This is a genomic window from Paraburkholderia sp. IW21 (assembly GCF_041321145.1).
GTDB lineage: Bacteria > Pseudomonadota > Gammaproteobacteria > Burkholderiales > Burkholderiaceae > Paraburkholderia.
In genome coordinates this window covers 46,297-67,720 of sequence record NZ_JBGGWA010000017.1, presented here as the reverse complement: position 1 = coordinate 67,720, position 21,424 = coordinate 46,297, and the positions used below count along the sequence as shown (strand labels likewise).

The following is a 21,424-nucleotide window of genomic DNA, read 5'->3' as shown; positions in this document are numbered from 1 at the left end:
TATGCAAAAGAACACACCGGGTCGCAGCAAGACGACACTCATTCAGATGGCACGACGTCGGCGGCAGTCCGGCGAGCTGTCCATTATCGAAGGCGCGGCGGTCATGGCGGGTGCGGCACTGCTCGCGCTCGCCGTGTATCAAGGGCGTGGATTTGTGATGGACCGCATCCACGCTTATCAATTCAAGAGCGAGGCGCAATTGTTTCGCAGCGGTATTCAGGATGCCTCCTCCAACGAGGTGGATTTCTCTGGGGAGTCGTTGCAGACGCTGGCGACGAACCACGCCTTCGATTCGGCCGGCTCACGCGTGAACAAGACGGCAGGTACTCTCATTGGGCTTTTTGGTGGGTCGGTCACTGCGGCTTCAGGCCTGGTGTCGACCGCCAATGATGCGATGGTCATGACGTATCCAGTTCCTGCAACGGTTTGCTCGCTGTCCGTTGCCGCCGTGGCGGGGGCATACACGATGGTCACCGTGAACGGCACGACCATTTCGGGGCCGTCGACGCAATATAACGATGCGACGGCGGGGACGGCATGCGCCTCCGCGGGTGCGACAGCGAGCATCGGCATGTACGCGACGCACAACAACTGAAGGCCGGTATATGAGCATTATCGAGATGGTGGTCGTTCTGGTCGCATCTGCGCTGCTCACTCTTCAGGGCATCAAGGAGGACGTCGCGCACCGCCGCGCGACGTTACTCGCGGCAGAAGGCCAGAACGAGGCGACCATCAACCAGGCGCTTGCGTCCTGGGTGACGGATAACTATGCGACGTTGCTGGCGCAGTACAACCCGGCCAATCCGCAACCGCTGACTCCTCCCACGATCGATGCGCTTTTTACGAGTGGCAGCCTGAAACAGCCGCATAGCAATGGCCCGTTCTGGGGCGGTGTGTACACCATCCAGATGACGATGGTGCCCGCGAACTGTTCGCCGAGCGCCGGTAACTGCCACGTCTCGTACATCCTCTATCCCTCGCAGCCGATTACCCGCAATGGTCAGCCGGATGTGATCGGGGCGTCGCAGATCGCTCAGGCGGGTGGGTCCGCGTTTGGCTTCTCGAAGACCCAGAACTCCGGGACGGTCACAGGTTTGAACGGCGCTTGGACAGCGGCTAACCCGCTTGCCGGCTCGCCCGCTGCGGCTATCGTTGCGACCAACGCGAACGCCACGGATGGCAACTCGGTGTATATCCGGCGAGACGGTAGCCTGACATGGACGGGCAGCCAGAACGTGAACGGCGTCGACCTGCATAACGTCGGCAACATCGATGCGACCGGGACGATTGCCGCCCCGACGGTGGCAGCGTCGAATGTCGCCGTTAGCAGTGCGGTTCGTTCGCCGGCGACGCTATATGTGCAGAACCAGAACGGAACCGCCCCGGCGCCGATCGACAGCGGGGCGGCCACGATCCATGGGAACGCGGTCGTCACCGGCACCATGACGTTGGGGAATATTGCGGTGCCAGGAGCCGGCTGCACTGGAACCGCTATCGCGGGAAACAGTGACGGCTCGGGTCAGATGCTGTCCTGCCAGTTCAACGTTTGGCTGCCGATCGGTGGCCGGATTCAGGGCTACGCCTATTACACGGTGCAAAGCGGGCAGGGTGTGCCGGCCCCACTCTGCTCGAGCGGGGGCACCCCGCAAATTCTTGTTAATCCGCGGAGCATCTACGTGGATACGACCGCCACGGTTAATTACGGATTCGCTGGCACGGGACCGTGGATTGTCTACATCCTGGACGGGACGAGCACACCCATACCTGGTCAGGTTTCGGCTTCAACCTATTGTGCGTTTTGAGGAAAAAGGAATGGGATTCTGGAAATTGTGGGTGAGAGTCGTGCTGTTCGGCGTGATTCTCCTGTCCGGTCGCGGGGCGTTCGCGGCGCCCGTCACCTGCTCGTACGGCTACCAGGATTCGACCTGCGGGACGTTTCTTTCTAACTCGCCTCAAGTCGCGCCGACCTGCTCTAGCGGGGCTGGGTGGACCACCGTTTCACCTGCGAAGTGGATCGGTTCGCAATACTCCGCTCCACAGTGCAACTACCAGGCACCGCCGAGTTGCCCGCCAGGATGGATAACAACGGCGTCTCCAGGTTGGACCGGTAGTTCTTGGACAGGTCCGTTTTGTCAGATACCAGCGGCACCAACAAACCCCTGTCAGTACGGCTACGCTAGTGGTCCCACATGGACCGGTAGTTCGTGGACGTATACCTGTAACGCACCGCCGCCTACGGTAACGTGCGCCAGTGAAGCGCAGTCTCAGGGATATACGCTCACCAACGGCTATGGCACATCGGGCCCCTTCACGGGATACTATATAAAATTCGATGGCTCGTATGGCTATGGCACGTACAACAACGTCGAATATGGAGCAACCGGGCCCGTCTGGACCGACACGTGCGGTAACTCCGGCAACACATACCTGTTGTATTGCCCAGTCAGTCGAACGGACGGGAGCGCTCTCGGGCAGCTCACGGGAAATACAACTTCGCCGGGGTCTGCGGCTTGTGGCGGGCCAAATTAAACCTGACCAAGACAAGTTGTAGCGGAAAAGGGGTGCAGCTTTTGCGGGTTGCACCCCTTCTCCATTGGAGCGTGTCAAAAACGATTTCGGAAATAAAAAAACCGCCAGTGTGATGCTGGCGGTTTTCGATCAAGGCCCGCGAGAGCCCTTTTTGCGGCGGCGATTACCAGACGATATTTCCGGTCGTGAACGTGTACGGCGGTTTGGTGAAAGCGTTGCCGTTCACCGTGCCGGACACCGATACCGTGTACGTGGTGTTCGGAGCCAGTGGCGTCGTCGGGTAAGCCACGGCTTGATACGACTGAAGCCGCTTGTTCGGATCGTTGGCTGAATAGAGCAATTGCAGGTTGATGACGTTGCCGGACGGGTCCATCATCGTGCCGGAAGTCAGCGCAATCGTATCGGTCGCGTTGCCCATGACAATAACCGGCGTGCCCCACGGGCCCGAAGTATTCGGCGGCGTCGGATTTTCCAGATAGCTCTTGGGCGGAACGCCGGTCGTGCCTTGGCACGGGAACGTAATCGGGCCGCTCGTGGTGAGTTGCTGCATCGACGTATCTGCGAGGGTCAGCGAGCCCCACACTTCCGGCGAACCGTTGAACGCGGTTTCATATTCGCCAACACCGATTTTCGTAATCGGTGTCAGCAGAACCGGAGCATGGTACACGCCGGAAAACCATTCGTTCACCAACGTCTGGCCGTACTGCGTTTCGGAAGTGTTCGTTGTGGTGTAGTAGGCCGCGCTCACACCGCCAGCAATTGCGCCTGACGGAAATCCGAAATGGACGGCACGATCAACGTAGCTCACGCCAGTAAAGCCTTGTTGACCAGCCGTTTCGTTGTCCGCAACCTGATTGTTCAATCCTTCCCACATCGCATGCGCTTGTACAGCTTGATCGAGAACCGTGTTTTGCTGAACTGCCGGGAAACCGCATTGCTGGCGGTAGGCGTTCACCTGGTTAAACATTGCCAGTTGCGCGCTACTGGCCGCGTACTGCGGAGTGGACTGCGTGCCGGTCACCGCCGCGCTCGCTGGAGTCGACGTGCTTGCTGGGGTTGACGGACTGGCCGACCCTGCTGAGCCACTGCCACCACCGCCACCACATGCAACGAGCAGCATCGTTGCCGCGAGCGACAAAGCGGTAAGAGTGATCTTGTTGTTCTTCATTGCAATTCCTCGATTTTTGTTTTGGCCGTGCCCCTTGCGCGACCTTGATTTCATCTTACTGATCCGCTCGCGAAGTCAAGCTTTGTCCGGCTCGAGATTCGCATCGGACTGATTTCTCATAAATTCTCAATTGCGGCGCGACGACACTTTAGAGATATCGGAAATTATTCATAACTCTTGAGCCGTATTTCATCGGCCAAGAAAAAACCCGTCTTTCGACGGGTCTTGACGGCTGTTCTGGTCCGAATGCATTCTGGCTATTTCCGTTTGCGCCGTCGCCAGTGAAAAATGCGCAGACCAACAAAGGCAATGGCAAGCATCGCACCGGTCGCAACCGGCAATTTGCCGGCAAGTGCGGGTACGAGGCGAGATCCCATATAGACGCTGAAAAAGGCGACCGCAACCTGGCCGAACCACGGGCCGCTAACTAAAGACAGCATCAGTGCAGGTTGACGGCTTGCCCATTCTCCATAGCCTTCGTTGGTCATTTCCAGATCAAACTTCTCGGCCTGTTGCGCCCGCTCCTGATGGTAGAAGCGTTCGTACCGCTCGAACCGTCCGTCTCCACGACCATCGAGCCACGCCGCGTTGCTATCGGCTGCGAGGTAGTCGAAATCTTCCATTGAGAGGCCTATCTGATCAATGAGCGCGGCCGGCGTGCCAGTCCACCGCGCCGATGGCGTTGACTATGATGCTTCCGTCAGCCTCGGCGTAAAGCTCACCGGTTTCGGGATTGCGCCATCCGAACTGAGCGCGGCCGTCGGCGCTGAACACAATCAGCCCCGCAGGGAGATCCTGTTCGACGTTAGCTGGCTGCGTCATTCACCTTCCTCCGGGCGGCACGCTTTTTGGGACCAAGCTGCTGCTGACATGCCGGGCACGTGAAGCGGTTATGCATCTCGATCTTCGTATCGTTGTTCGACACGACATAGTGCGTGCTGCATTGCCGGCAAGGGGCCACCGTCAGGCGCGTGTCAGCTGCCATCGAACGCGTCAGGTTCCAGCCGCGATCTGCAGAAATGAGTCGCTTGCCGCCGAACAGACGATCGTAAATGTCGTTCGTTGCAATCAGGGCCTCTGGAGCGTTGGCGCCCATCGCGATCGCCGAGCGATACAGCCAGATGTAGGTTGTCGCGTGCAGACGGTTCTGTGGGGTCTCAACGAACCATGGCAGCGACGTCGGGACGTTCCCGCAGGGCGAACTGGCGTCGTGGATCTTCACGTAGAGCATCCGCATGGCATTCTGGTTCAGCCGGAAAAGCGTTGATGCCGTCGACGCGCGCAAGCCGTGCGCCATCATCGCGGCCGCGTAGATTTCGTTGCGGGCGCGCTCGAGGCGCAGTTCGCTCCAGCCAGCGATGAGCGGCAGGTCGCCGGATCTGATCGGCGACGTCAGCATGATCTGATGCGCGATCGTTTCATCGGTCAACGAACTGGCCACGAACTCGTACCAGAAGGTCTGGCTGTTGAAGCGCCAGCGGAACAGTGGCAAGCCCTTCATACGGCCAAGCGCAAAATGCAGTTTCCACGGCGGGACCGATGCAAGATACTGCGCCAGTTCATTCGTGATACCGAGGAGCGGTGCGCACAGCACGCTCATGTGGATCACCTGCGTGACGAGCGAGAGGAAGAGCCTGTTCGAATTGCCGACCGCATAGTTCCCCAGCGAATCGAGCTGGGGCGTTTTCCGCCGCAGGACATCGACCGTTAGCGTCGTGGGCGTATCGTCGACGAAACAGCGCCAGTCTTCGACGCGCTGGAGCGTCGGCTCCACCATCAGGAACGGGGTGCGCAGCAGGTTGCGTAGCGACGACTGATTTTGTTTGAGATGCTCGATTTCCTTGCGTTCAACCTGGAACACTTCGTTGAACCGGCCGTCCTGCTGAAGCATCAGTTTCATATGGTCGACGAGCTCGAAGTTCGTGACCTGGATCTGATCAAGAAGCCAGTCCTGGATATACAGCCGCTCGACCGAGCGATATTCGTTCTTATTGTCCATCTGTTCTTTTTCTCTCTTAGCGTGTGGGGCGGCCGCCCTGATCAGGCCGCGCGTGTGGCTGCAAGCAGTTCGGAGTGAAACTTGCCCACGAGGTCCGCGAGTGCGCTGAAAAGATTCACGAAGCGGGCAGGGGAGCCGCCAGCCGTCACCATCAACTGCGCGCTGTGATACTCCTGGACGAAGGTGCCGAATCGCTGGACGAGCCCGCTCATGGTCTTCTCAAGCGTTTGACTGGCCTCGATCGCTTCGGTCTGGGCGGCAACCTGTTCTTCCAGTCGCGCCAGTTCCGCGCGCTTTTCCTCGAGCGCGCTGGTGGTCGACTTAAGGTGGGCAAGCTCAGCCTCCATTGCTTCCTGGAGGTTCTTGTACCCCTCAGGCACGGTAGGTACGTGCACTTCCTTCGTCTCTACCTTGCTCGACGCCTCGAGCAACTGGCGGCTCCGGGTTTCAAGATCGCGCTCGCGATTTGCCAGTTCCTGCTGCAACACGCTAACCTGCCGATTGACGTCGGCCAGATCGACCAGCGTGCTTTTGGCGTTTTCCTTGTCCCGCTCGATGTGCTGGCGAAGACGCTCCGCTTCCTCTGCGAGCCGCTGGTTGTCGAGTTGAGCCTGATCGAGTTGCCCGACGATATTCGCGAGCTCGTTGCTGACCAGTTCGATGCGGGTGTCTTTCTCCGCAATCTGCTCGCGCGCCTGGCGCATATCCTTGATCAGCTTCTCCACCTCGCGCTTGCTCATGTCGGGATTGTCCCGCTTGGCCTCAATCACCGCGTCGACGATGTCATCGCCAATGTCATTGCCGACCAGAAGCGACATGTCGCTATGCGAGAGCATGGCGACTGCACCGCTGTTGGTGCTGAACTTTTCATAGCAGCGAATGTACAGCCTGACCGACGACCGCTTACGGCGGAAAAGTCGCTCCAGAAAGTCGTACACCAGTTCCTTCGCGCGATTGCGTACCGCAGGCAAGTCGCCGAGCTCCCCAACCTTCTGGTTGATTACTCGCGTCATCATGTGAGCGAAGTTTCCCCCGATACGCATGTGTTCCTGGAGGATCTTGCGCGTGGAATGCGCGACCTCTTCACTCTCCGCAACGATCGTCTTGATCAGAGCTTCGGGCAATTCTGACCCGAACATGCTGCGCGCCATCGAGCTGATTTCCCGTTCGGACGGGATGTGCGCGAATGTGGGGGGAAGTGATTCTTCGACCGCGCCATCGTCCGGCGTCGCGCCTTCCAGACGGGTCGGATCAAACAGTTCGTCAGAATTCTTCTTCAAATCTTTTTTATTGCTCATGCTACGAACTCCATTCGGTTTTTGCGTGCCCGTGGCCGCGGGCTTGTCATGAGGAGGCAATTACAGAAGGCTGACGCCGAGTGGTCTAATTTCGGCTATCGCAGCCCAGAATACGCTCCGTTTCCATCGCGGCAGGCGTAAAAGGTGCATAAAAACATGCTGCTTTCATGTCAATGCAGGGAAATATTGCAATCGCAACCGTTTACCCATCGGCAAAATCGGGTGTAACTTTAGGAAATATCCCCCTAAAAACTAGGGTAAGCCCGGACTAGCGCGCGATGTTTCGCGAGTGCTATGCCTAATGGGTCGACTGCCCTGACCGCTTCGATCGACTGGCGGGCCGCATTGATGTTGATGCCCTTGCGTCCGCACGCGTCATGACGGGACTTCCTTTCCCGAAGCCATTGACCCAGGTCGGAGCGGCGAATCAGGCTCGCCGGCAAGGCAGCTGAAAGTACGCAGGCGTCGTTGGCAAATACGCCGACCCCTTCGATCTCCCATATGCCTGGAAGCATCGTGCGCAGGAACGCCACCTTCGATCGGTTTTGCCGAAGGGGCGAGCGACGTTCTTCACGTCGACCGTCCGAGCCGATACGGATGACCGAATCCGCATCACAGCCGGGCTCAACCGCGCCCGTCCAGTTTTTGGTTTCGATGACGAAGATACCGAAGGGCGTAATCGCGAGATGGTCCACCTCGGCGGTTGGATACGGCGTGCCCGGGGCGTGGTTGAGCAGCAGCGCCGTCGGATACAGATAGAAGTTCGTGCCACAGAGCCACGTCAACACTCGACGAAGCTCCTCCTGAACAAGCGCTTCGCCGGCGTCGCCCTGCAACTGGCTGCGTGTCACGGGTATCGGACGTGATGGGGCCGGCTTGCGACGGCGCTGCATGCTCCGATAAACGAAAAAAACGAGCGTCAGCAGAATCAGTAGGGTGGGCATGGTGGTCACTTCGTCGTTGAGGTGAGTCCAGTCTGACGTGCTCTACGCAAAGTCAAGTCGCGCCAATCGGTTTCCGGATGCGGTGACTTTGGGGATCGGATGGTAAGAGAGCTGTGATTACCGGGAATACTTACCACACGCCTTCGATGAACCTGAGAAAGCGGTATGTTTTGGTGGAGCATTCCGGGTTAAGCCCGTCAACCGGTTGACGTGACCAGCTGCGACAGATGACGCGTTGGCCGCCCGGCTGTTCCTCAAAGCTGCACGCGTTTGTTGAGCATTCACTCTGCAAGAGCGTTGCGCCCGCATTAACCTTGGGGATATTCCGGCGTCGTTCTGACGCATCGACTACACGTGACGAATCGCGTCACGCCATCTTGCGGTGCGAGCCGCGTATCTCTCCCATCACCCGCGCAAAGCATTCCCGTACGTGCCCGCCCGGGCATGAACGAAAGCGCTTCGCGCCGGTTTTCCCTGCTCTTCTGAGCATCGAAACCCCCGGACGTCGTCCGGACATTCCCTTGTGAGTGAATTTTTCTGGAGAGAAAAATGCTGAAAGTCCTGTTGAAAGATGCGATCAAGATACCGGGCAAGCTGGTCGCCCTGTGCTTCGTGATGTATCTCGCCAGTCTGTCGCTCTTCGTTGCCGGTTTCCTGCTGCTGCTGGCTGTACGCTGGCTTCACAAAGCCATGCAACAGAAGGCCAAGGCGATTGAAGCTGCCGAGGCTGAAGCCGAAGTCGCACGCGTCGAAGCCGAAAAGCTCGCCGCTGCATCAAGGGCTGCCGAGGCCGCAAGGGCAACCGTCGCCACCGCATCAGTTGCTTCGGCAGCGAGTGCGGCGAACGATACGACCGCTGCCGCACCGACGTCCACCCGGCGCTATGCCAAGTCGGCCGTCGTTATTCCGTTCAAGACCGGCACCCTCTAACAGGGTCGCCGTCAGTTCTACCGTCTCCGTGGATTTCCATGGAGACGGCCCTCTACCCCAGCCGGGAATCCATTCCCGGTCACGGGCTATGAGATTGCCGGCGTTCCCGGAGCAATCTCATGGAACCACATGTGGCTGCCTGGCAGCTCGACATGTTTGGCGACTCGTCGCCAGTCTTCAAACCCGTCATCAAACCCGACCCCCTGCCTGACCCCCATCTCTGGAGCGAGACCGTTCGCGACAAGATGGTTGACGCGTTGATCTCGCTCGCGAGAGATAGTCGCCGCGGCGACAAGATGCCGGAATCGCTGATGGACTGTGCGTACATGATTTCCGACCGTCTTCGCAACCGGAAGCTTGATGTCGAGGACTATCGCGCGACGCTCGGCTGGATCATGGGCTACTGGGATGGGGCGCTCCCGTACCAGCATGTGTGCGAGGTAAGCGGGACCGACCCGGAGTTCCTTCGCGACTTCATCCTGAACACGCCGCTGCTCGCGCGTGATCTAAGCGAACTTCAGCGCATGTCGTTCGGCACGTTGCTCTAGGAGCTTTCATGGCACGTAACGCAGCTTTCTTTTCTCGAGTCCTTGCGGACATTTTTCCCGGCAAGCCTGCCGCGCCAACTTCCACTCCAACCCCCGCGACATCATCGACCCAGTCGACGGTTCCCGCTGGCGCGCCAGTAGTAGATACGCCTCCCCGCGTAGTCGGGCAGGGTGCTGCCGATGAAACCCTCATCACGATTGTGGACGAGCCGAATCTCTTCGTGGAGGAGGCGAACTGCGTCGTTCAGTTCAAACCTGCTTTTGATGAGCAGGCCAGTCAGACGCAGTTCGGCCTGAAAATCCTCCCGGAACTCGCCCCGCACTGGTCACAGTTTCATATCCATCGCTGTTCGCTGAAAGAAGCGATCGCGACAGCGATACGATCCGCCGGAAAGCCACTCCCAGCGGTGCCGGCTGCTGCAACAGCGGCGTCCGAATCGTTTGAAGTCCCGCAACCGCTACCGGCCGATAGCTCTTCGGACGGCTCCACAGCGCGCCGGGCGCCACCTCGTCGCGAACACAGTTATGACATGGCCGCAGTCGAGGGGCGTGTCGTTTCGTGGGGCGAGGAAAAATTCCCTGATCGGAAGTCAGTCGGAGCGTCGCGCTTCTACACGTCGTTTGCAATGCATATCGACACCGTAGCGGGCGAGCGCACGCTGCAGGGCGAAGGCCTGAAGGAGGCAATTGCCGAGTCAGGGTGCATGGTTGGCGATTACGTATCGGTGCGTCGCCTGAGAAAGATCAAGGTGCCCGCTATCCGACGCGATGGCAGCCCGAAGATTGTCGATGGAAAGCAGGTCATGTGGGACAAGTGGCTCTGGTCAATTTCTAAATAAGGAGTTCTTTATGGCATCTGTGAACAAGGTCATCCTCGTCGGCAATCTCGGCGCAGACCCCGAAGTGCGTTATCTGCCCAGCGGCGACGCTTTGGCCAATATCCGTCTCGCAACAACCGACCGTTACAAGGACAAGGCGTCGGGCGAAATGAAGGAAGCAACCGAGTGGCACCGTGTGGTGTTCTTCGGCCGGCTCGCTGAAATCGTGGCCGAGTATCTGAAGAAGGGCTCGTCGGCGTACATCGAAGGTCGCATCCGTACGCGCAAGTGGCAGGCGCAGGATGGCACCGATCGCTACTCGACAGAGATCGTTGCCGAACAGATGCAGATGCTCGGTGGCCGCGGCGGCAATAGCCAAAGCGAGCAGTCCGACGATGATGGAGGGTTTGAACAGCAAGGTCGCAGTCGCGCTCCCGTGCAACAGGCAGGCGCACGGCAACCTGCTGCTCGTACCGCGAATCAGCCCGAATCGACACCGCAAGGCGGTTATGCCGGCGGCGGTGCTCCGCGCGGTGGGGGCTTCGATGAGATGGACGACATACCGTTCTTTGGCTTTCACACACGAGCGGCGTGGTCGATCATCTGATCCTGTAAAGGCTCACCAAAGCATTTTCCTTCTCCCGTAGTTCCTCACCTTTCGTTGTCACGGCACGCCTCCCGGTGTGTCGTGCAGCGAATTCTCTTGCGCTTCTCGCGCTCCTGACAGAACACCTGCCTGCTGAAAAAAGCTGCCCGCCATTGCTGCGCGGACGGTTTTTTTGAGCAAGCGTTTTCACGCCTGTCTCAGGCACCGACCTAACCCACTTCCCCGAAGGAGAGTGATTATGAGTTTGAATGGAAGAGAGCTCACGCCGGAGCAATACGCGTGGCTGCAGCGAAAGCTGAAGGAATTCGCGCTCTCCCCGGAGCAGTGGATCTCGCTCCTCGTGAGCTATGGTGTGCCGGCCGATCGTCTTACTGGCAACGCGTGCGCATGTCCGGTTTGCGGCGGCACCGATCGCTTCACCTACGACAACAAGCGTGGGCGTGGTGATTGGGTATGCCGTCAATGTGGCAATGGCAAAGCAATGGCTGGCGACGGCCTCCAGCTGATCACGCGCATCAACCGGATGGGCCTGTATCGCCTGATGACCGAGATCGACGGCAAGCCGCCTGTGCTCAGCGCAAGCCTCGCGGCCTCTGGCGCACCTGCAGCGCCGTCCCCGAAGCGAAAGGCGGATCCGGCGTTTGTCGAGCGACGCCTGAACTCGATGTGGGAGCGCTCGCATATGCAGCGCGAGGGCGACCTGTCGCGACTCTATCTTCACGCACGGGTGCCGGGGCTGTCGGCTCCTCCGTCGCAGTCCCTTCGTCTCGGCATGCTCGAGTATCGACATGAGAAAAAGGTAATCGGTATGTGGCCTGGCATTCTTGCGCGATTCGAACTGCCGGACGGACGGCTTGGAACGTTGCATCGCACCTTCCTGGAGCGGTCTGTGCCACAAAAGGCGCGGATCGTTTCGGCGGATGGCGAGATTCTCGACAACAAGCTCAACGACATGACGCTCAATCCTCTCAGGGGCGGGGCGGTACGACTGATGGATCCTGTGAACGGTGAGATCGGCGTTGCGGAGGGACTGGAGACAGCCTATGCCGCGCACATGGAGTTTGGCGTTCCGGTATGGAACTGCCTGAACCGGATCCTGTTGAGCCAGTTCGTGGTTCCAGATGGCCTTGGAATTCGCGTCGTGCACATTTTCGTCGACTTTGACGATGTTGATCCGAAGAACGGCAAATCGCCTGGCGTTGCAGCCGGTGTCGAGCTTGCAAAGCGGCTGCGCGCAGAGGGCTTCACTGCGCTGGTTCATCGCCCGAAGAAGCGTGGCACTGACTTCGCTGACGAATGGCTGGCGAAATCTTTTACACCGGCGCTGGCTGTGCCGGTTTCACGAAATGCAGGAACCGATCGGCGGATCTCCGTCGCTGCGTGAGCGGGGCGAGCGTCCGCTGATCAATCTTTTAACCAGCCCGGTGGGGATAGTTCCCCACCGGGAATATCTCGTCGGGCTATTTTTCATTGGAGATGGAAATGAGCTCTTTCCGTGTACTCGTTGGTGATTTTGCGATCGTTGGCACTACCGGTGCTGCCGGTGGCAGGCAGCCGGCGATGAAGTCCGATGCGGTGGCCTATGACGTGATCGACAGGACATCGGCGGGCAACAGGCAGTACGCGTGTCGCGACCAGACCTTTGATGCGGCGTGGGATTTCTGCACGCGTCGCATTGCTATCGTTGCAGCCACCCGGCCGCATTGATACTCCTGAAACGACAGCGGCACCCGAAAGGGTGCCGTTTTTTTTTTGTCCATCGAATTCTCGTCTCAGTAAAAAATTCGTAGGCAAATGACAAGAATGACAGCAATTGGCTTCCAGAGCCGCCACGCTCCCGTAGCCCAAACAATGCCGACCTGCGAGGTCAGGAGAAAGATGAAGGCGAGATGCTCAGAGTAGGGCAGCAGCTGTACGCCGACAACAAAGCAGGCGAGGCACATCGCGATCAGCGCGGTGCGTTGGACGACAAACGGCAGCGCGTTGAATTTCCGGTAATACGGCACGAGCCGATCGAGCATGTCCATCGCTTACTCTCCTTTGAGTTTTTCCGATACGGCATGCGCGATATCGCCGCAATACCAGCCTGCCACGCAGCAGGCTACCAACGCTGCAAGCCCGAGCCACGTGTGCGGATCGTGGAGTTTGCTAGCAGCCATCTGGATCAATTCAGTCATGTACCCTCCGGTTTACGCACCGGTGTACGACGCGTCGCGCCATGAACACCGATGCATGACCCATCTTCGCATCTGGCAGGCAAAGTCAAGTCGCCACTCAGTAGTACCCCGCGAACTCGTCGGCGAGCAATTGTGTGTCGTGCGAGCCAGACTGTCGCTCGTTGGTAACCGGTTGTCGATTTACATCCTGGCCAGGATCGGTCGAGCGGGAAGCTATCGGCGTCGCCCGATCACTCGCGATCGGACGTGACGCCACGGTATCCATATCCGGCAACCTGACAGCGACGTTGTCGGGATGAAAGACGACACCGCCGCTCGCCGACCGGAGCGCCGATTCTGCCAGAGAGCGGAGCACCGCAGCACGCTCCCGGGGCGATCGCGCCGCGCTCAGCCGGGCGTGCAGCAGTGGCGTGGTCACCTCGTCAATGACCAGCTTCATGTCGAATTTCTCGCTCATGCTTTAGCAGTCGATCGCTCCCGCGCAAGGCCCGCTTCGCCGACTACCAGAAAGCCCTTGGCGTTCGCGAGACATGGCGCGTCGATCACTTCCAGAGTCACACGCGGGAAAGCCTTGCGGATCGCTGACGCATAAAGTGCTGCACCGCCACCTGAGAGGATGATCGACCGGACATTCGTGAGCTGGCCGACGTTGTTCTGCATTTCCTTGACGACGCCCGCAATCAGCGGCTGCGACTTCTCCAGGTACGGATCGAGATCGATGTCCGATCCATAGTAGAAGAAGGGCTTGCGCTCGCGCAATGCCTTGTCGATGCGCTCGAGGTCATCGACCTGTTCGTCCTGATCGCGCGCGAGGAGGCCCGCGATACGCTGATAGATCTGCGAAGCGCCGCCGGGCATGCCACCACTGCGCTTGTCGTCCATCGTGAAGCCGTTGGCGTACACCCAGTCGGTGGTGAAGTAGCCGACGTCGATGACCAGGTGTGCGCTGTCGCGACCGAACTCCTTCTGCCGGTTGCTCGACGCGGACACGAGCGAGCCGAGCGGCTGGGGGATAACGACGACCTTGTCGACCCGGACGCGCGCCACGCCGAACTCCAGATCGCCAGTGAAGCGCTGCTTCAGCGCGTCCGAATACTTCTGCATGTTGTGGACAGGCAGGCCGAGAACGAGCCGCTCGATATGTGTGACGCCAGCGAAGTGCATCGCGCCGGCCAGCAGTGCGGCGTAGTTGTCGGAGAGCACGAAGTCGTTGGACAGTGCGCGGCCGGTATTTCCGTATGCCGCAGTGAGCGCGACGTCGGGGCCAACTTCATACTCGATTTCGTCGATCACAATGGTGGCTACCTTGCGCGATGCGAGCACGCCATCGCCGTAGCCCGAAATGGCGCGGCTCGCGGAAAGCGGTGCGAGCGAGGGAAACATATCCGCCGCGATGGTGCCGCTGGCTGCGCGGTATGCATACTTGGTGTTGCCATAGCCGACATCGACAGCAAAGACGGAAGTTTTCAAGGTGACTCCAAAGGTAAGGTCATGGCTTCGCGCCGAAGTGACAGATAACTGATACTTAAGTGTCAGTCTGTCCGCCCCCTCGGCATCCGAATCAGCGGACTGACACTTTTCTGTCAGTTCTGCCTGGTTTCCAGTCTAGCCAGCGCGCGGCAAAGTCAAGTTGTCGAAAGCCATCAGGTTCCGGGCAGCTTTCAACAACTGGTGCGGGACGAAACCACCTATTCTTGGTTCTACCTACCGCGTCCACGGACGCATCGAAACGGAGTGCAAGGCACCCGTTCGTCTTTTCCCCAGCCCGCAATGGGCAAGTAACACCCGAGTGACCAGGCCGCACAGTGAGGCGGCCTTTTTCTGAATCAGATCAAGTCCAGAGTGGTCCACAGTGAGGACCCCCGGACAGTGCGATATCCATACGATCAGCGGCAGCTTGTCGCGATGTGCGCGGATGAGGACATGTGGATGCGGACAGTTGGACAGTTCGCGTCCCACCTCATACGTGCTGTACGCGCCCTTTCAGCACACGAAGCTGGGTGCACTCAGGATGCCCGATACACGGCGGCGGACATGAGTGTGCTTTGGGGCGGGGGAAGTCTTGCGAGCCGGGTAAAACCGAAGCACTCGCGATTCCCTGTACGGAAGACAGAACGGTAGGCGCAGCCGGAACCAGAATGCGCAACGGATTTGCCCGGCATCAGCCCGGAGCCGTCCCCGCCACACGGCGGACGGCCCGAGACGCGTGAGCGTCAGGCTGGCAGGGTGGCCACGAAGCTGCACCGTGCGGGAGTTATCCGCGCAGCGCGACGGCAGTGATGGCACGCGAACATGCCAGCGAGAGATTGCGCGAAGCGCGATCCCCGCCGGCACCGCAGCAGGTTGGACAGTCGGACTGCATGCTCTTCCCATGCAACGGGCTGATCAGATGGAATCGCTAAAGGACAGGAAGGCAGGAACCCCGCGCCGGGGAGATACGGCGAAGCCGCAGCAGGAGCGGCGCACGCAGGCCCGCGCAGGTCGGGAAACGGCATCAGGTAGGGATGCTGCGACCGGGCGTGGCTCGAACTGAACAACGAGGAGGCGGATTTCGCGAAGCGATGCCGCATGGGGTATTGGAATGGCAGCGATATTGAATGTCCGCGCGATCGTCCGCGGCTATGGCCTGGCACCCGAATTTCGGGACGCTCTGCTCAAGCTGCTCGACCAGCACGTTGCGGAGATCCACAGCACGACGCGCATCAGCCGCAAGGCTCTTTCGATCAAGACGCAGGAAAAGCGTACGACGGTTTTGTGCAAGGCCTTCATGGAATTGAAGGCGGGAGGCTACGCATTGCAGAGCCCGTGGTCATTGAAGGGTAAGCACGTGGACTATCTCGTGCGCGCGTGGGTTGCAAAAGGACAGCGCGGCGGGACGATTGAAAACAAGCTGACCTACCTGCGCGCGATCGCGCAGTGGATGGGTAAGACGAATCTGGTCGGCACGCTTGCCGACTACGTCGACCGGCGGGAGCATGGTCTCGTGCGCAGCTACGTGGCGACCGAAGACAAGTCATGGGACGCGCATGGTATTGACGCGCCCGCGAAGATCGACGCGATAGCGCAGACGTGTCCCTATACGGCCGTTCAGTTGAAGCTGCAGGCGGCGTTCGGACTTCGCGTCGAAGAGAGCTTCCTGATGCGGCCTGTCGAAGCTGTCAGAAACCCGCAGACGCTGGCGGTTACGCGCGGGACGAAGGGGGGCCGTCCGCGTGAAGTGCCAATCGAGCGGAAGCTGGCGATCCTCGAGGAGGCCGCTCGACTCAGTAACGGGATGAGCGGATCGACGGTTCCAGCGGATCGCACGTTGAAGCAGTGGCGTGACTGGTATTACTACGTGCTCGCCAGGCATGGGGTGACAAAAAGCGGGCTGGGTGTGACGAGCCACGGTCTACGCCATGGCTATCTGCAATCGCTCTACGAACAGGAGAGCGGAGTGCCGGCGCCAGTCAAACGGGCTGGCGTACGTCCTGATCCGCAGGTACATCAGGAGGCGATGCGACGGGTCGTGGAAGCCGCGGGACATAGTCGCGTCACCAAGGCCAACGCATACCTGTCTACCTTTGCAACTCAGGAGCGGCTGCAAAAAACGTTGCCCACGGTGGAGGCGGTGCGGGACGCACTGGTCGCTGCCTCTGGCAACAAGAGCCATGCCGCGAAAGCGTTGGGCATATCACGCCAGGCGCTGTATCGAATCCTTGGTGCGGTGGTTGAATCAGCGTAGCGTGCATCGGACCCCGGAATGGATGTCAATACAGCGCGCGTTATGCCCCAGTCACCGAGCCTATATCCGCTCACAATGGAATCTCTCTCAGGTTCTAGCGGCGGCCCTCGGAAAACGCTAGAACATTTCAAGCCGGCGCAACTGCCGGCTTTTTTTTCGGCTGCGGAGCGAGCAACATCGTGCGCGGCGCGGCGCGACGCAATGACCTGGCCTAGCTTGAGTTCACCAGCGATTCCGGTCTGGCATCGCGTCAACCGCTATCGCGATGCGATCCTCGAACAGAAAGTTTGTATGCTCAGACGGGGTTGGGATTCTCGGGAACGACACATACCGTTCGCCGTCGATATCGACCCATTTTGCGAGTTGGACCAGCTTCCGGTATCGTGCCGCATCCTTGAGGACGGGGTCGATCGGCCAGCTATCGATAGTCACGATTGCCGCGTCAATCAGACGTTGGGCGAGCATTTTGAGTATCGGACCTCGCTCTTCCCATTCGCCTTCGTTGCGGGCCAGCAGATCGATTACGAGCTGGCTGTCGCAGGCGCCGAGTTCTTTTTCTACCAGATCGCGCAACTCGCCGCTCTCTACGGGTGGACGGCTCAGTCGTTTGTTCCAGATCAATCCGCACTCTGCCATCGCGGCGTGTTCATCGTTGTTTTTCACAGCGACCCATGGGGTCTGCATGCCACAGGTGCCACAGTGAACGCAGACCAGTCGTTCAGTCTGCGGTGCTCCTAGAGGCCTACGTATCGTGTCGCCCATTACAGGCGGTCCGGCTTCCCGTCCAAATCTGCCGTAGTCGAAGCCAGACTCGCCTATCTGCGCGACTACCCGTTGTGAGTAGCCAAGGGTCGGGCGACCGCCGCAGTGGTCACAGGGATAGAGCTGCTCAATCATTTTCTCGGCTTGGTGCGATATTAATATCGCGATTATTGTCGCAGGCGTTGAAATCGCCAAGCCAGATTTAATGGGGATTGAAAGGTTTATGCGCCGCTTGCGTGGGCTACCGCATCTCCAGACCGGGAAAGTCGTTATGTAGCCGGCCATCGAGTATCCGCCCGGCCGCGTGCTTGCCGACGCGGCGCATCAGGACGTCATCCGATCCGAAACCACCATCGCGGTCCATACGCGACTTTACAATCCGTACGAGGCCGCGGCGCATATCCCGATCAAGGCTGTGGCCAGCGACCGCGTCGATCTCGACCCACTCACCGTGCTGTTTGAAAAAGAAACGGATGCCTGCGGCGACACACTGATCGCGCAACGACCGCGTCCACGCGGGATGCATTGGCCGTGCGTCTGCACCGCTCTCGCCCCCGACAATGACCCAGGCGATCTGGCGCAATAGTGCGGCAGGGAGGCTGACCGGGCCGAGCAACGGCTCCATCGAGAGGAACCGGACGCGGGCCGGAAGCAGAGTCAGTTTCGGGATGTCGCGATCCGCCTCCTTCTGATTGACTACGGTGGCACCGATCCAGACGTTCGTTGGCCAGCCGCCCGGCGTAAGCCAGGCTGCCGGCACCATCCGCGCGACGTTACCGATGCGTTTCGTGAGCAGCAGGTGATCGAGATTCGGTGTGCGGGAGACGTATTCCCAGTGACGTTCGCGCACCCCGGCAGGGGCAAACCTGTCGAAGAGGTCAGACATACTGTTCGCGAAGACCCGCCGGCGGACCCCCTCCTTCGCCGCTTTTCTGTCCCAGCGAAGCAGTTCGTTCCAGTGTTGTTTATTGAACTCGCGTTTGGCGGCATCGTCCCCCCAGCCGTAGCCGAAGCGGTTGGCAAGCGTTTCCGCGTAGCAATGGTCACAGGCGGGACTGATCTTGCTACACCCCCAGTGAGTGTTGAACGTGTGATCCGTCCATTCGATAGCTGAGTATTCGCTCACGCAGCCTCCGACATTGGCGAACCAGGGTTAGAGGCCGCCGCTGCCGGGGCGTATATTGCGGCGATTACGTCGATGAAGCCACGCGCGCGTGTTTCAGCCGCATCAAGCAGGGCGAAAAACCGAAGCGTCTCGCCACATTCGACGGTGGCCACATTCAGCGTGACGCCGAGGACTGGTTCATCGTCGGCGATCCGAAGCGCACGCAGTTCAGCGTCGGTGCTGACGACCCAGAAGTTCCAACGACGGACGAAGTACCACCACGTCTTCGCGCGCTCGAGCTCGTCCCAGGTCGCGCTGAAGTCGAGCACCGATCCGTGGTTGCTGAAGAACACGCAACGCACGCCCGCGGAACTGGTTGCGGCCGCAACGATCTGGCGGCCGTGTGACATCGAGTCGGCAATCTGGCTGGACGCGCTAAGCGCTGGAAACCGACATTGCCAGTCACGCGTTCTGGAAATGACACGCTCCATAAAAAGAGTTTTGCCCTGCATGGGAACCTCGCGTTGATTGCGTGCGAAGATCCGCACGTCTTGAGAACAGGTTGCCTGAGTTCTGGCGATGTCAAGGAACCGGTACGCCGGCTTCCGGCGACGAACGGCCGGGACATGTTCTATGCTGGACTGAGGCGTCGCGCGGGAGAGGAGGGGGCTATGTGGAAGTGCATCAGGTGCCATCTGCTGATCGACTTTAGCGCTGTCGAACCTGGGATAGACAGCTTCGGTATCTACTTCATCTGTCCGGTTTGCCGGCGACGAAACAAGCTGATCAACATTGGCAAGCGCGGGCGGATTGTGCTCCAGCAGACTGGGACCTGAGCGCGGCGATCGCGCAATCCGGAAGACGCTCTCCACTGACATCAATGGCGAAGACGCTGACCGCGGCGGGTCCAAAGTGCGGATGGGTAATTGTGCGCAGCACATAGCCGCGCCACGGCAGCAGTTGCTGTTTCTCAAAGTCGTCTGCGCGCGGATACGCGCGCGTCAGCAGCACGAAGTCGTAGCGGCGACCGACGAGACGTGTGCGCCAGTAGTCGCTGGCCAGCCGGAACTCTTCCGACTTTCGCCCTGCGCGTATCTCGTCGAAGTAGAACGCTTTCATTGGCAGGAATAGAACCGTCGCGCTCACGGCGTTACTTTCGCTGTTAGGGGTTGTGCCGACAACTGCACGCGCAGTCGCTGGCCGTCGCGCCAGGCTCTCCGTAGAGCAGCTTGCACCTCGTTCGATTCGCTGGGATAGTTTTTGGTTACCCAGGCGCTGCTCAGGATGCGTTCTTCGTCCGTCCAGCCTGCGCAATCGACCGCGTCGTCGTGCTCGAACGAAGTCAGCGCGGCGGTTGTTTTCTCGGTGAGAGCAACCAGACGGTCGCGCAGCACTTCAAGCCACTGGCGAACCGAATCGGGTCGGCCGTTCAGGACGAACGGAGCTGCCGCGTAGCGCGTGACGTTGAGCAAGTCCTGAAGGATCTCGGTGAGTTGGGGCAGCATGAAAACTCCAGTAAGACTTTGGGATGACATCGCGATCACGTTAGACCGCGTACCGCTTAGTCAAGTGGTGGCGACGCGTTTCGCGCATACGGGCGGAAGCCGGATCGCATTGAGTGCCTCCCGGTCGACGTCCCATTCGATCGCGGGAATCCGACGGGCGAGGCGCAGCGCGCGCTTTTGTTCCTTTCGCGCCTCGTAGGAGGCGAGCCCATTCATCCCGTAGACCTCGATATGGGTCGGCGTGTCGGTGTCGCGCAAGACAAAGTCGGGCAGCATCGCATCATCCGGTGCCATGCGAAGAGGTTTGAGGAAATCCCGATGCTCGGCGACGAGGCGGTTGGCCATCGCCACCTCATGCATGGAATCGCACGGGATGAAGGTCGACGAACAGAGTATGGCGGCCAGGTCGATCAGTTTTAGATGCCCCTTCGGTGTGCGTTCAACGAGAAGAAGGGCGACGACGCGTGCGGCGCGATCGCCGAGGGCGCTCCAGGCGTACCGGTAGGCGCGCGACGCATGGTCGATGAGGTTCGAGCTGGCGTAGTATTTCCGCGCGCTCTGGCGCAGACTAAGGGCGTGGCCATACTTCGTGGGCGCGATTTCGTTGATTTCTCCGATCACGAGGCCGCGATGGGTTGCGCCCTTATCGTCAATTGTGAGTCGCGCGATGAAAGCATCAAACTCCGCATTGATCGCAGCACGATCGGCTTCGTCAAAGCGTCGCATGATGTGCAGTACCTTCTGCGCGTCAGCGCCGTTGATCAGTGCAGTGCCGGCTTCAGCGAGCAGCATTGCGTTGCATAGCCCCCAGTGACGCGCCGTGCCTAGGCCCGTCCATTGGTTAAGGGCCGCCTCGGACCACAGCATCTGAAGGAATGCGAGAAGACTGGCTGACCGGCGGCTGGTGCGGTCTGATGATTGTGCGGGCGAGCCGCGCGAGCCGGACGTCGTCTCGCGCAGGGTGAGCGATACGTCCAGCTTCACGTTCAGCCCTGTAGGTGTCGCTATGATCGCCGCTGTGCTGTCGCCGCCGCCAGTCGGCTTTGCCGCGTTCGGGTCCTTGTAAAAAGCGCAACCGCGCTTGTGACGATGACCGTCGTCTGGCCATCCGGCCAGGTGAAGCAGCGAGCCGTAGCGGCGAATCACGAGTTGCAGCGGTGCGGTGTTGGTCTCGCAGAGGCAGACAGCGTAGCCGGGTGTGACCTTCGCCCGCTCAAGGCGTTTGAAGTAGCGCGCCGGGTTCTCCTGGACGTCGCTCAGCGGAAACGTCTCGCCATCGAAAGATACGTTGAACATGAGAAAGCACCATA

Annotated in this window: 25 protein-coding genes; 9 read left to right on the top strand and 16 right to left on the bottom strand. The window is 59.7% G+C overall.

The window, feature by feature from the left end; genetic code table 11:
* The first annotated feature begins 1 nt into the window (after nucleotide 1).
* Together ACAX43_RS29910 and ACAX43_RS29905 are read left to right on the top strand one after the other, a co-directional pair.
* Nucleotides 2–595 carry a type 4 pilus major pilin gene (locus ACAX43_RS29910; RefSeq protein WP_370711951.1) on the top strand — a complete coding sequence of 198 codons (594 nt, stop codon included), beginning with the start codon at nucleotides 2–4 and terminating at the stop codon, nucleotides 593–595.
* 10 nt (nucleotides 596–605) lie between these two features.
* Nucleotides 606–1,802 (top strand): hypothetical protein, encoded by a 1,197-nt coding sequence (locus tag ACAX43_RS29905; protein ID WP_370711950.1) that lies wholly within the window; start codon nucleotides 606–608, stop codon nucleotides 1,800–1,802.
* Between the two features lie 890 nt (nucleotides 1,803–2,692).
* Here the strand turns inward: ACAX43_RS29905 and ACAX43_RS29900 are convergent.
* The 6 genes from ACAX43_RS29900 to ACAX43_RS29875 all read right to left on the bottom strand — a co-directional run bounded on the left by ACAX43_RS29900 (nucleotide 2,693) and on the right by ACAX43_RS29875 (nucleotide 7,938).
* Entirely contained in the window at nucleotides 2,693–3,697 is a 1,005-nt protein-coding gene (locus tag ACAX43_RS29900) for a CAP domain-containing protein (protein WP_370711949.1), read from the bottom strand.
* 257 nt (nucleotides 3,698–3,954) lie between these two features.
* Nucleotides 3,955–4,320, bottom strand: coding sequence for a hypothetical protein (locus tag ACAX43_RS29895; RefSeq protein ID WP_370711948.1), 366 nt, complete (start codon nucleotides 4,318–4,320; stop codon nucleotides 3,955–3,957).
* A 16-nt stretch (nucleotides 4,321–4,336) separates the two neighbouring features.
* Entirely contained in the window at nucleotides 4,337–4,519 is a 183-nt protein-coding gene (locus ACAX43_RS29890; protein ID WP_370711947.1) for a hypothetical protein, read from the bottom strand.
* Nucleotides 4,503–5,696, bottom strand: a complete 1,194-nt coding sequence (locus ACAX43_RS29885; RefSeq protein WP_370711946.1) for a FlhC family transcriptional regulator — start codon at nucleotides 5,694–5,696, stop codon at nucleotides 4,503–4,505. Before ACAX43_RS29885 ends, ACAX43_RS29890 begins: the two co-directional genes overlap by 17 nt.
* A gap of 41 nt (nucleotides 5,697–5,737) precedes the next feature.
* Nucleotides 5,738–6,994, bottom strand: a complete 1,257-nt coding sequence (locus tag ACAX43_RS29880; RefSeq protein WP_370711945.1) for a hypothetical protein — start codon at nucleotides 6,992–6,994, stop codon at nucleotides 5,738–5,740.
* Nucleotides 6,995–7,239: 245 nt separating this feature from the next.
* Nucleotides 7,240–7,938, bottom strand: coding sequence for a nuclease-related domain-containing protein (locus tag ACAX43_RS29875; protein WP_370711944.1), 699 nt, complete (start codon nucleotides 7,936–7,938; stop codon nucleotides 7,240–7,242).
* Nucleotides 7,939–8,487: 549 nt separating this feature from the next.
* On the opposite strand from ACAX43_RS29875, the gene ACAX43_RS29870 reads away from it, so the two are divergent.
* The 6 genes from ACAX43_RS29870 to ACAX43_RS29845 all read left to right on the top strand — a co-directional run bounded on the left by ACAX43_RS29870 (nucleotide 8,488) and on the right by ACAX43_RS29845 (nucleotide 12,548).
* Complete coding sequence (locus ACAX43_RS29870; RefSeq protein WP_370711943.1) at nucleotides 8,488–8,868, top strand: hypothetical protein; 381 nt, start codon at nucleotides 8,488–8,490, stop codon at nucleotides 8,866–8,868.
* A gap of 119 nt (nucleotides 8,869–8,987) precedes the next feature.
* On the top strand, nucleotides 8,988–9,416 hold the full coding sequence (locus ACAX43_RS29865) for a hypothetical protein (protein WP_370711942.1): 429 nt from the start codon (nucleotides 8,988–8,990) through the stop codon (nucleotides 9,414–9,416).
* Nucleotides 9,417–9,424: 8 nt separating this feature from the next.
* Nucleotides 9,425–10,255, top strand: coding sequence for a hypothetical protein (locus ACAX43_RS29860; RefSeq protein ID WP_370711941.1), 831 nt, complete (start codon nucleotides 9,425–9,427; stop codon nucleotides 10,253–10,255).
* Nucleotides 10,256–10,265: 10 nt separating this feature from the next.
* A complete protein-coding gene (locus tag ACAX43_RS29855; protein WP_370711940.1) occupies nucleotides 10,266–10,841 on the top strand; it encodes a single-stranded DNA-binding protein in 576 nt (191 codons plus the stop codon).
* Between the two features lie 238 nt (nucleotides 10,842–11,079).
* A complete protein-coding gene (locus ACAX43_RS29850) occupies nucleotides 11,080–12,225 on the top strand; it encodes a primase-helicase zinc-binding domain-containing protein (protein WP_370711939.1) in 1,146 nt (381 codons plus the stop codon).
* 98 nt (nucleotides 12,226–12,323) lie between these two features.
* Nucleotides 12,324–12,548 carry a hypothetical protein gene (locus tag ACAX43_RS29845; RefSeq protein ID WP_370711938.1) on the top strand — a complete coding sequence of 75 codons (225 nt, stop codon included), beginning with the start codon at nucleotides 12,324–12,326 and terminating at the stop codon, nucleotides 12,546–12,548.
* Nucleotides 12,549–12,613: 65 nt separating this feature from the next.
* On the opposite strand, the gene ACAX43_RS29840 is transcribed toward ACAX43_RS29845, so the two are convergent.
* From ACAX43_RS29840 to ACAX43_RS29825, 4 genes are all read right to left on the bottom strand, one after another.
* Nucleotides 12,614–12,868 carry a hypothetical protein gene (locus ACAX43_RS29840; RefSeq protein WP_370711937.1) on the bottom strand — a complete coding sequence of 85 codons (255 nt, stop codon included), beginning with the start codon at nucleotides 12,866–12,868 and terminating at the stop codon, nucleotides 12,614–12,616.
* A 3-nt stretch (nucleotides 12,869–12,871) separates the two neighbouring features.
* Entirely contained in the window at nucleotides 12,872–13,018 is a 147-nt protein-coding gene (locus ACAX43_RS29835) for a hypothetical protein (protein WP_370711936.1), read from the bottom strand.
* Between the two features lie 97 nt (nucleotides 13,019–13,115).
* Complete coding sequence (locus ACAX43_RS29830; protein WP_370711935.1) at nucleotides 13,116–13,475, bottom strand: hypothetical protein; 360 nt, start codon at nucleotides 13,473–13,475, stop codon at nucleotides 13,116–13,118.
* Complete coding sequence (locus ACAX43_RS29825; RefSeq protein WP_370711934.1) at nucleotides 13,472–14,488, bottom strand: PRTRC system protein D; 1,017 nt, start codon at nucleotides 14,486–14,488, stop codon at nucleotides 13,472–13,474. Before ACAX43_RS29825 ends, ACAX43_RS29830 begins: the two co-directional genes overlap by 4 nt.
* Before the next feature lie 1,111 nt (nucleotides 14,489–15,599).
* Here ACAX43_RS29825 and ACAX43_RS29820 point away from each other — a divergent pair.
* Nucleotides 15,600–16,742: an integrase domain-containing protein gene (locus tag ACAX43_RS29820; protein ID WP_370711933.1), complete on the top strand. Its 1,143-nt coding sequence runs from the start codon at nucleotides 15,600–15,602 to the stop codon at nucleotides 16,740–16,742.
* 222 nt (nucleotides 16,743–16,964) lie between these two features.
* Here ACAX43_RS29820 and ACAX43_RS29815 read toward each other — a convergent pair whose 3' ends face one another.
* The 6 genes from ACAX43_RS29815 to ACAX43_RS29790 all read right to left on the bottom strand — a co-directional run bounded on the left by ACAX43_RS29815 (nucleotide 16,965) and on the right by ACAX43_RS29790 (nucleotide 21,410).
* Nucleotides 16,965–17,639, bottom strand: a complete 675-nt coding sequence (locus ACAX43_RS29815) for a Lar family restriction alleviation protein (RefSeq protein WP_370711932.1) — start codon at nucleotides 17,637–17,639, stop codon at nucleotides 16,965–16,967.
* Nucleotides 17,640–17,745: 106 nt separating this feature from the next.
* A complete protein-coding gene (locus ACAX43_RS29810; RefSeq protein ID WP_370711931.1) occupies nucleotides 17,746–18,630 on the bottom strand; it encodes a phage Gp37/Gp68 family protein in 885 nt (294 codons plus the stop codon).
* Nucleotides 18,627–19,121 (bottom strand): hypothetical protein, encoded by a 495-nt coding sequence (locus ACAX43_RS29805; protein WP_370711930.1) that lies wholly within the window; start codon nucleotides 19,119–19,121, stop codon nucleotides 18,627–18,629. Before ACAX43_RS29805 ends, ACAX43_RS29810 begins: the two co-directional genes overlap by 4 nt.
* 274 nt (nucleotides 19,122–19,395) lie before the next feature.
* The gene (locus ACAX43_RS29800) at nucleotides 19,396–19,755 is read right to left on the bottom strand and encodes an ASCH domain-containing protein (RefSeq protein WP_370711929.1); all 360 of its coding nucleotides are present in this window, start codon (nucleotides 19,753–19,755) and stop codon (nucleotides 19,396–19,398) included.
* Nucleotides 19,752–20,114: a hypothetical protein gene (locus ACAX43_RS29795; protein WP_370711928.1), complete on the bottom strand. Its 363-nt coding sequence runs from the start codon at nucleotides 20,112–20,114 to the stop codon at nucleotides 19,752–19,754. The genes ACAX43_RS29800 and ACAX43_RS29795 overlap by 4 nt, the downstream gene beginning before the upstream one ends.
* Before the next feature lie 60 nt (nucleotides 20,115–20,174).
* Nucleotides 20,175–21,410, bottom strand: a complete 1,236-nt coding sequence (locus ACAX43_RS29790) for a DUF1173 family protein (protein WP_370711927.1) — start codon at nucleotides 21,408–21,410, stop codon at nucleotides 20,175–20,177.
* Nucleotides 21,411–21,424 lie beyond the last annotated feature (14 nt).